Source organism: Mycobacterium sp. TH-M15, assembly GCF_057473705.1.
Map to the genome: position 1 here is coordinate 1 of NZ_JBYCLB010000493.1, position 9,246 is coordinate 9,246.

Genomic DNA, 9,246 nt, shown 5'->3' on the forward strand with positions numbered 1-9,246 from the left:
CGTGCACCCCATCGTGCTCGGCGAGCACCGCGCCCTCGGCGTCGACGACGGCGCCGGGCCGGATGCCGATCGTGGCGCCGAGGAACGCGCGGGTGTCGCCGGTCGGGATGAAGCAGATGTCGTGGCTGTCCGGCTTCTCGGCGACCGCCAGGCCGCGCCGGGCGGCCTCCTGGCGGATCTGCGGCTTGGGCGTGTCGCCGACCGGGAACGCGGCGTGCGAGAGCTGCTCGGCGGTGAGCACCGCCAGCACGTAGGACTGGTCCTTGTCGGCGTCGACGGCCCGGCGCAGCCGACCGTCCGCCAGCCGGGCGTAGTGGCCGGTGGCCACCAGGTCGAAGCCGAGCGCCACCGCGCGGGCGGCCACCGCGGAGAACTTGATCTTCTCGTTGCAGCGCACGCACGGGTTCGGCGTCTCGCCGCGGGCGTAGGACTCGACGAAGTCGTCGATCACCTCTTCTTTGAACTTGTCGGCGAAATCCCAGACGTAGAACGGGATGCCGAGGATGTCGGCGACCCGGCGGGCGTCGCCGGCGTCCTCCTTCGAGCAGCAGCCGCGTGACCCGGTGCGCAGCGTGCCCGGCGCCTGGGAGAGCGCCAGGTGCACGCCGACCACCTGGTGGCCGGCGTCGACCATCCGGGCGGCGGCCACCGACGAGTCCACCCCGCCGCTCATCGCGGCCACCACCTTCATCGGGACACCCCCGCCGCGGCCAGCGCCGCCCGCCGGGCCCGGTTCACCGCACCGGGCAGCACTCGCAGTGCCGCGTCGACGTCGGCGTCGGTGCTGGTGTGCCCCAGCGAGAGTCGCAGCGAACCGCGGGAGGTGGCCGGGTCGGCACCCATCGCCACCAGCACGTGCGACGGTCGGGCCACCCCGGCGGTGCACGCCGACCCGGTCGAGCATTCGATCCCGTTGGCGTCCAACAGCATCAACAGCGAGTCCCCTTCGCAGCCGGCGAACGTGAAGTGCGCGTTGCCGGGCAGCCGGTGATCCCGCGCGCCGTTGACCCGGACGTCGTCGATCCCGGCCAGCACGCCGTCGACCAGCCGGTCCCGCAGGCCGCGCAGCCGCTCCGCGGTGCCGTCCTGGCCGTCGACGGCGATCCGCGCCGCGGCGGCCATCCCCACCGCGGCGGCGACATCGGGTGTGCCGGAACGGATGTCACGCTCCTGGCCGCCGCCGTGGGTGAGCGGCACGCAGGCCACGTCGCGGCGGAGCAGCAGCGCGCCGATCCCGGTCGGCCCGCCGAACTTGTGTCCGGTGACGCTCAGCGCCGAGACCCCGCTGGCGGCGAAGTCCAGCGGCAGCTGCCCCACCGCCTGCACCGCGTCGCTGTGCATCGGAACCCCGAATTCGGCGGCCACCGCGGCCAGTTCGGCGATCGGCATCACGGTTCCGACCTCGTTGTTGGCCCACATCACCGAGACCAGCGCGACGTCGTCGCTGTCACCCAGCGCATCGCGCAGTGCGGCCGCCGAGACCGAGCCGTCGGCGGCGGTGGGCAGCCAGGTCACCTCGGCGCCTTCGTGCTCGGCCAGCCAGGCCACCGCGTCCAGCACCGCGTGATGCTCCACCTCGGTGGTGACGATGCGACGGCGGGCCGGGTCGGCGTCGCGACGGGCCCAGTAGATGCCCTTGACGGCCAGGTTGTCGCTCTCGGTGCCGCCGCTGGTGAAGATCACCTCGGACGGGCGGGCGCCGAGGGCGGCGGCCACCGTCTCCCGGGACTCCTCCATCCGGCGCCGGGCCGCCCGACCCGCGGTGTGCAGCGACGAGGCGTTGCCGACGGTGCCCAGCGCGGCCGTCATCGCCTCGATGGCGGCGGCATACATCGGGGTGGTGGCAGCGTGATCCAGGTAGACCATGACCCGCTAAGACTACCGACCTGCGAGATAAGCGCCCCCGACCTGGGCACCTACCGCACCTTCCTGGCCGTGCGCTTGCTGCTGGCCGTCCCGGGGCGGCTTACGGCGAACACCGCGGCCGCGTCCCCCACGCGGTCGCCGCCGCCCTCACCCCCGACGAGCTGCCCCTATCCATAACCGCCGACACACCGGGTACGGACCGGACGGCGGCCTGACAGCGGGCTGCCAGAGCTCGCCGATCGGGGCCCGGCAGCTGCAGCGGTGCCACCTGGACATGCGCCACGGTGCGCCGGGCGGCGATCAGCCGCCACATCGAGGACAACAGCGCGTCGTCGCCGACGAACGCGGGAACGGTCGACGTGGAGCCGTCGACGTGGTGATAAGTCAGCCGCAGCGGCTGCACCGGCCGGGCCGCGTCGATGGCCGCCTGAAACATCGCCGGATAGAACCGCCCGCCCACCCGGTGCGCTTGTCGGCCGCACCGGGTGGTGCCCTCCGGGAACACCACGACGGTGCGCCCGGCGCAGAGCCGGGCCGCGATCGCGTCGACGACGCCGGGCAGCCCCCGCAGGCTGACCCGCTCGATCGGAATGACCCGGGCGATTCGCGCCAGCAGACCGACCACCGGCCAGCGGATCAGATCGGCGCGGGCGACGAACGCTCCCGGCAGCACCGCGCCGATGGCGAAGACGTCCAACCAGGACACGTGCCCACTCACCACCAGCACTCCGCTCAGGTTGCGGACCGGCCCGCCCGACACCGTGATCCGCGTCCCGAAGCACCGCAGCACCAGCCGGCAGCAGCCGCGCTGCAGCCGCGACCGACCCGGCATCGGCACGGCCAGCAGCAGCGGCAGCACCGGCACCAGCAGCACTGCCAGCACGATCCGCAACGCCACCACCACAGCCGACGACCGCTCGGCACCGCGAACACAGCCGGTGTGGCAGAGCGCCCGCGGGAACCAGGTGCGGTCGCCGGTCACCGTGGCGTCGCGCCCACCAGGTCGGCGGCCGAGGCCACCGACCGCAGCCTGCGCAGATAGCGGGTGTCGGCATCGCCCCTGGCCAGCAGGGCCGGAAAGTCGCCCACCCCGAAGGTCGGGTCGTGGGCCGGTGCGCCGCAGATCCGCGCACCCAGGCGCAGGTAGCCGCGCATCAGCGGGGGGATCACCGGGCGCGGCGGGGCCGGGATCTCGTGCAGCCCGCGGCCGTCGAGCACGACCGGCCGGTGCGGCGTCAACCGGTACGGCGACGCGTGGCGGCGCTGCACGAAGTCGTGCACACCGCGGATCTGGCTGCCCGGTGCGCCGTCGCCGTGGACCGGAACCGACACGCAGCCGGTGACGTAGTCGTAGTCGTTCCTTTCCAGGTAGGCCAGGATGCCGGCCCACATCAGCAGCACCACCACACCGTTGCGGTGACCCGGGCGCACCACCGCGCGGCCCATCTCGACCAGTGAAGGGCGTAGCCGATCCAGCGCGGTGAGGTCGAATTCAGTTGCGGTATAAAGCCCGCCGGCCGCGATCGCGCCGGCCGGTGGCAGCATCCGGTAGCAGCCGACCAACTCGCCGGAGGTGTCGTCGCGGACCAGGAGATGGTCGCAGTGTTGGTCGAATCGGTCGGCGTCGAGGCCGTCGGCGCCATCGGGCAGGGTGAAACCCGGCTCGGCGCTGAACACGTCGTAGCGCAGTCGCTGGGCGGCTTCGATCAGCGCGGGGTCGGTGGACAGCAGCAGCGAGTAGCGCGGGTCGGTCGATGAGGTTGAGGTATTGGCCGGAATGAGGACGGAACTGGTGTTCACGGTTAGCACCGTTACCCAGCTATCGGGCGCGACGGTAATGCCCGGGTGACACGCCGGTGCATGTTCGGTGACGAGTTCGCAACCCCCGACAAAAACCCCCGACACACCGGGCGGGTGCGCGGGGGTTCCTGCGACTGTCTGCGTCGACTGCTCGCGCCGGGAGCGGCGCAAAAACTAGTCCTTGCGGGCCTTGACCGCCTCGGCCAGCTGCGGCGCCACGTTGAACAGGTCGCCGACCACGCCGTAGTCGGCGATCTCGAAGATCGGCGCCTCCTCGTCCTTGTTGACCACCACGATGGTCTTCGAGGTCTGCATGCCGGCGCGGTGCTGGATCGCGCCGGAGATGCCCAGCGCGATGTACAGCTGCGGCGAGACCGTCTTACCGGTCTGGCCGATCTGGAACTGTCCCGGGTAGTAGCCGGAGTCCACCGCGGCGCGCGACGCACCCACCGCGGCGCCCAGGGCGTCGGCCAGCTCCTCGACCACGCTGAACTTCTCCGCGCTGCCCACGCCGCGACCACCGGCGACGACGATCGCCGCCTCGGTCAGCTCCGGACGGTCACCGGCCACCGCCGGCTCGACGCCGGTGATCTTGGTGGCGTTCTCCGCCTGGGCCGGCACCTCGACGCTGACCTGCTCACCGGCGCCGGCGGCGGGCGCCGCCTCGACCGAGCCGGCCCGCAGGGTGATCACCGGGCTGTCGCCGGCCGCCTGCGCCTCGGTGGTGTACTCGCCGCCGAAGACCGAGTGCTTCACCTTGCCGCCGGCGGCGACCTCGATCGCGTCCAGCAGCAGACCGGAGCCGGTCCGCGCGGCCAGTCGGGCGGCGATCTCGTTGCCGTCCACGCCGGTGGCCAGCAGCACCGCGGCCGGCGCGGCCGATTCGACCAGCGCGGCCAGCACGTCGACCACCGGCGTGATCAGGTAGTCGCCGACCGCGTCGGACTCGGCGACGTAGATCTTGGCGGCGCCGGCCGCCTTCAGCCCGTCGGCCAGCGACGCGGCCGTGCCCGGCTTGCCGACCACCACCGCGGCCGGGTCGCCCAGCACACGGGCCGCGGTGATCAGTTCGGCGCTGACCTTCTTCAGCGCACCTGCAGCGTGCTCGACGAGCACCAGTACTTCAGCCATGTTCTGTCTCTTCCTGCGGGTCCGGGGAATCTCTAGATGATCTTCTGGGCAACCAGGTACTCGGCGATCTTGGTGCCGCCGTCGCCTTCGTCGGTGACCTTCTCACCGGCCGTCTTCGGCGGCTTCGGCGTCGAGGAGGTGACGCTGGTGGCGGCGTTGGCCCCGCCGACCTCGTCGGGCTCCACCCCGATCTCGGCCAGCGAGAGCACGGTGACCTCTTTCTTCTTGGCGGCCATGATGCCCTTGAACGACGGGAAGCGGCCCTCCGGCGTCTTCTCGTTGACGCTGACCACCGCCGGTAGCGTGGCCTCCAGGGCGAAGACGCCGTCCGGGGTCTCCCGCTCGCCGGTGACCTTGCCGCCGTCGACGCTGAGCTTGTGCAGGCTGGTGAGCTGCGGCAGGCCCAGGTACTCGGCGATGACGGCCGGAACCGCGCCACCGATGCCGTCACTGGAGGCGTTCCCGGCGATCACCAAGTCGGTGCCCTCGATGGTGCCCAGCGCCTTGGCCAGCACCCAGGCGGTCTGCACGATGTCGGAGCCGTGCATCGCGTCGTCTCGGACGTGCACCGCCTTGTCGGCGCCCATCGACAGCGCCTTGCGGATCGCCTCGGTGGCCCGCTCCGGGCCGACGGTCAGCACCGTCACTGCGCTCTCAGCATTCTCCGCCGCATTTTCCTTGATCTGCAACGCCTGCTCGACGGCGCGTTCGTTGATCTCGTCGAGTACCGCGTCGGTGCTTTCCCGGTCCAGCGTGAAGTCGTCGTTGAACTTGCGCTCGGTGTAGTCCGGGACCTGCTTGATCAGGACCACGATGTTCGTCATGGGGGTGGTTCGTCCTCCTCGAAGGGGTCCCGCGGCGGTCAACCACAGGACGGGGTAACGATCACGCGACCGCGCAACTCCGGCTACCAGTCGGCAACTCCGGCGCGGTTCGCGTGTACAGCGTAGCGGGTCGGTGCTGCCCGGCTCTCCGCGAGATACGCCACTCGCGTTAGCCTGCCTATGCGATGAAAGCCACAGACGGCTCCGACTTCCCCGCCGCCGGCGGACCGGGCGACGACACCACGCTCGTGCTCACCGGCGAACGCACCCTGCCCGGGCTGGCCGCCGAGAACTACTGGTTCCGCCGCCACCAGGTGGTCTACCACTGGCTGGTGCCGCGCTGCGCCGACCGCGAGGTGCTCGAAGCCGGCTGCGGCGAGGGGTACGGCGCCGACCTGATCGCCGACGTTGCCCGCCGGGTGGTCGCGCTGGACTACGACGACGCCGCGGTGGCGCACGTCACCGCCGCCTACCCGCGGGTGCAGCCGATACAGGGCAACCTCGCCGAGCTGCCGTTGCCGGACGCCTCGGTGGACGTGGTGGTCAACCTGCAGGTGATCGAGCACCTGTGGGACCAGGCCGGATTCGTCGCCGAGTGCGCCCGGGTGCTGCGGCCGGGCGGGCTGCTGATCGTCTCCACCCCGAACCGGATAACCTTCTCCCCCGGCCGGGACACCCCGGTCAACCCGTTCCACACCCGCGAGCTGAACGCCGCCGAGCTGACCGAGCTGCTGGTCGGCGCGGGGTTCGCGCTGGAGTCTATGAACGGCGTCTTTCACGGGCCGGTGCTGCGGGAGGTGGACACCCGGCACGGCGGCTCGATCGTCGACGCGCAGATCCGGCACGCGCTGACCGAGACGCCGTGGCCGGACGCGCTGGCCCGCGACGTGGCGGCGGTGCGCACCGCCGACTTCGACATCATCGGCGCCGAAGACGCCGCCCACCCGATCGACGACAGCCTCGACCTGGTCGCGACCGCGGTGCGCCGATGACCGGCGACGCGAGCCGGGACGACACCGGGCCCGGCCTGTTCACCTTGGTGCTGCACACCCACCTGCCCTGGCTGGCCCACCACGGACGCTGGCCGGTCGGCGAGGAGTGGCTGTACCAGTCCTGGTCGGCGGCGTACCTGCCGCTGCTGCGGGTGCTGGCCGAGCTGGCCGGGGAGGGCCGCTCGCGGCTGCTCACCCTCGGGGTCACCCCGGTGGTGGCCGCCCAGCTCGACGACCCGTACTGCCTGCACGGCATGCACCACTGGCTGGCGAACTGGCAGCTGCGCGCCACCGAGGCGGCGACCCTGCCCGAGCTGCGCGACTTCGGGATCCGCGAGTGCGCCGCCGCCGAGCGGGCGCTGGACGACTTCGCCACCCGGTGGCGGCACGGCGCCAGCCCGCTGCTGCGCGAACTGGTGGACGCCGGAACCATCGAGCTGCTCGGCGGGCCGCTGGCGCACCCGTTCCAGCCGCTGCTGGCGCCCCGGCTGCGCGAGTTCGCGCTGCGCGAGGGCCTGGCCGACACCCAGGCGCGGCTGAGCCACACCCCGGCCGGGATCTGGGCGCCGGAGTGCGCCTACGCCCCGGGGATGGAGACCGAGTACGCGGCCGCCGGCGTCGCGCACTTCATGGTGGACGGGCCGTCGCTGCACGGCGACACCGCGCTGGGCCGGCCGGTCGGCGACAGCGACGTGATCGCGTTCGGGCGCGACCTGCAGGTCAGCTACCGGGTGTGGTCGCCCAAATCCGGTTATCCCGGGCACGGCGCCTACCGGGACTTCCACACCTATGACCATCGCACCGGCCTCAAGCCGGCCCGGGTCACCGGGCGCCACGTCGCCCCGGAGCAGAAAGCCCCGTACGACCCGCAGCGCGCCGACGCCGCGATCGACGGCGACGTCGCCGACTTCGTCGGGGTGGTCCGGCGGCGGCTGCGGGACGAATCCGAGCGGATCGGCCGGCCGGCGCACGTGGTGGCCGCGTTCGACACCGAGCTCTTCGGCCACTGGTGGTACGAGGGGCCGACCTGGCTGGCCCGGGTGCTGCGGGCGCTGCCGGCGGCCGGGGTGCGGGTCGGAACCCTGGCCGAGGCGGCCGCCGACGGGTTCGTCGGCGCCCCGGTCGAGCTGCCGCCGAGCTCCTGGGGATCGGGCAAGGACTGGCAGGTGTGGTCCGGCGAGCAGGTGGCCGACCTGGTGCAGCTCAACACCGAGGTGGTGCAGACCGCGCTGGACGCCGTGGACAAGGCGCTGGCCCAGGCGACGTCGCCGGGCGGGCCGAGCTGCCGCGACCGGGTGGCCGACCAGGTCCTGCGGGAGACGCTGCTGACCGTCTCCAGCGACTGGCCGTTCATGGTGAGCAAGGACTCCGCCGCCGACTACGCCCGCTACCGGGCCCACCTGCACGCGCACGCCACCCGAGAGATCGCCGGGGCGCTGGCTGCCGGCCGCCGGGAGTCGGCCGAGCGGCTGGCCGACGGCTGGAACCGCGCCGACGGCCTGTTCGGCGCACTGGACGCCCGGAGGCTGCCGCGGTGAAGATTCTGATGGTGTCCTGGGAGTACCCGCCGGTGGTGGTCGGCGGGCTGGGCCGGCACGTCCACCACCTGTCCACCGCCCTGGCCGCGGCCGGCCACGAGGTGGTGGTGCTGTCCCGGCGGCCGTCGGACACCGACCCGTTCACCCACCCGTCCTCGGACGAGATCGCCGACGGGGTCCGGGTGATCGCCGCCGCGCAGGACCCGCACGAGTTCGCCTTCGGCGCGGACATGATGGCCTGGACACTGGCCATGGGGCATTCCATGGTCCGCGCCGGGCTGTCGGTGAAGACCCGTGACGGACGCAGCTGGCGCCCAGATTTGGTGCACGCACACGACTGGCTGGTCGCGCATCCGGCGATCGCCCTGGCCGAGTTCTACGACGTGCCGCTGGTCTCCACCATCCACGCCACCGAGGCCGGCCGGCACTCCGGCTGGGTCTCCGGCCGGATCAGCCGCCAGGTGCACGCGGTGGAGTCCTGGCTGGTGCACGAGTCCGACTCGCTGATCACCTGTTCGGCGTCGATGTGCGACGAGATCACCGAACTGTTCGGCCCCGGCCTCTCCGAGACGACCGTGATCCGCAACGGAATCGACGCCGCCCGTTGGCCGTTCGCTGCGCGTCGACCCCACGCCGGGCCACCCCGGTTGGTGTTCGTCGGCCGGCTGGAGTACGAGAAGGGCATCCACGACGCGATCGCCGCGCTGCCGCGGATCCGTCACACCCACCCGGGCACCACCCTGACCGTCGCCGGCGACGGGACCCAGCAGGACTGGCTGCTCGAGTGCGCCCGCAAGCACCGGGTGCTCCGCGCGACCCGGTTCGTCGGGCGCCTGGACCACGCCGAGTTGCTGGCGCTGCTGCACGCCGCCGACGCCGCGGTGCTGCCCAGCCATTACGAGCCGTTCGGCCTGGCCGCGCTGGAGGCCGCCGCGGCCGGCACCCCGCTGGTGACGTCGAACGTCGGCGGGCTCGGCGAGGCGGTGATCGACGGGGTGACCGGAATGTCCTGCCCGCCGCGCGACGTGCCGGCGCTGGCGGCGGCGGTCTGCGCGGTGGGGTGCGAGGCGGCCGGGGCCGCGGTGCGGGGCCGCG

The 9,246-nt window shown here is 72.7% G+C and carries 9 protein-coding genes; 3 read left to right on the plus strand and 6 right to left on the minus strand.

Annotated features, from left to right (window positions below; all coding sequences use genetic code 11):
* The 6 genes from mnmA to AC2VNT_RS12040 all read right to left on the minus strand — a co-directional run.
* The coding region (mnmA, locus tag AC2VNT_RS12015; protein ID WP_486947075.1) for a tRNA 2-thiouridine(34) synthase MnmA at positions 1-691 on the minus strand (691 nt) is incomplete at its 3' end.
* Positions 688-1,866, minus strand: a complete 1,179-nt coding sequence (locus tag AC2VNT_RS12020) for a cysteine desulfurase family protein (protein WP_486947076.1) — start codon at positions 1,864-1,866, stop codon at positions 688-690. The genes AC2VNT_RS12020 and mnmA, both read right to left, overlap by 4 nt.
* A gap of 100 nt (positions 1,867-1,966) precedes the next feature.
* Positions 1,967-2,848 (minus strand): lysophospholipid acyltransferase family protein, encoded by an 882-nt coding sequence (locus AC2VNT_RS12025; protein ID WP_486947077.1) that lies wholly within the window; start codon positions 2,846-2,848, stop codon positions 1,967-1,969.
* Positions 2,845-3,666 (minus strand): GNAT family N-acetyltransferase, encoded by an 822-nt coding sequence (locus tag AC2VNT_RS12030; protein ID WP_486947078.1) that lies wholly within the window; start codon positions 3,664-3,666, stop codon positions 2,845-2,847. The genes AC2VNT_RS12025 and AC2VNT_RS12030 overlap by 4 nt, the downstream gene beginning before the upstream one ends.
* Positions 3,667-3,840: 174 nt before the next feature.
* Complete coding sequence (locus AC2VNT_RS12035; RefSeq protein ID WP_486947079.1) at positions 3,841-4,797, minus strand: electron transfer flavoprotein subunit alpha/FixB family protein; 957 nt, start codon at positions 4,795-4,797, stop codon at positions 3,841-3,843.
* Between the two features lie 32 nt (positions 4,798-4,829).
* Complete coding sequence (locus tag AC2VNT_RS12040) at positions 4,830-5,621, minus strand: electron transfer flavoprotein subunit beta/FixA family protein (protein ID WP_486947080.1); 792 nt, start codon at positions 5,619-5,621, stop codon at positions 4,830-4,832.
* 185 nt (positions 5,622-5,806) lie between these two features.
* Between AC2VNT_RS12040 and AC2VNT_RS12045 the strand changes: the two genes are divergently transcribed.
* The 3 genes from AC2VNT_RS12045 to AC2VNT_RS12055 form a co-directional block, all read left to right on the plus strand.
* Positions 5,807-6,613 carry a class I SAM-dependent methyltransferase gene (locus tag AC2VNT_RS12045; RefSeq protein ID WP_486947081.1) on the plus strand — a complete coding sequence of 269 codons (807 nt, stop codon included), beginning with the start codon at positions 5,807-5,809 and terminating at the stop codon, positions 6,611-6,613.
* Entirely contained in the window at positions 6,610-8,151 is a 1,542-nt protein-coding gene (locus AC2VNT_RS12050) for a 1,4-alpha-glucan branching protein domain-containing protein (RefSeq protein WP_486947082.1), read from the plus strand. The genes AC2VNT_RS12045 and AC2VNT_RS12050 overlap by 4 nt, the downstream gene beginning before the upstream one ends.
* Positions 8,148-9,246, plus strand: a 1,099-nt coding sequence (locus AC2VNT_RS12055; protein WP_486947083.1) for a glycosyltransferase family 4 protein, incomplete at its 3' end; no start/stop codon positions are given. The genes AC2VNT_RS12050 and AC2VNT_RS12055, both read left to right, overlap by 4 nt.

Coding starts and splice junctions, on each gene's coding strand:
- AC2VNT_RS12020 (WP_486947076.1), bottom strand. CDS start 1,866: ATGGTCTACCTGGATCACGCTGCCACCACCCCGATGTATGCCGCCGCC.
- AC2VNT_RS12035 (WP_486947079.1), bottom strand. CDS start 4,797: ATGGCTGAAGTACTGGTGCTCGTCGAGCACGCTGCAGGTGCGCTGAAG.
- AC2VNT_RS12040 (WP_486947080.1), bottom strand. CDS start 5,621: ATGACGAACATCGTGGTCCTGATCAAGCAGGTCCCGGACTACACCGAG.
- AC2VNT_RS12045 (WP_486947081.1), top strand. CDS start 5,807: ATGAAAGCCACAGACGGCTCCGACTTCCCCGCCGCCGGCGGACCGGGC.
- AC2VNT_RS12050 (WP_486947082.1), top strand. CDS start 6,610: ATGACCGGCGACGCGAGCCGGGACGACACCGGGCCCGGCCTGTTCACC.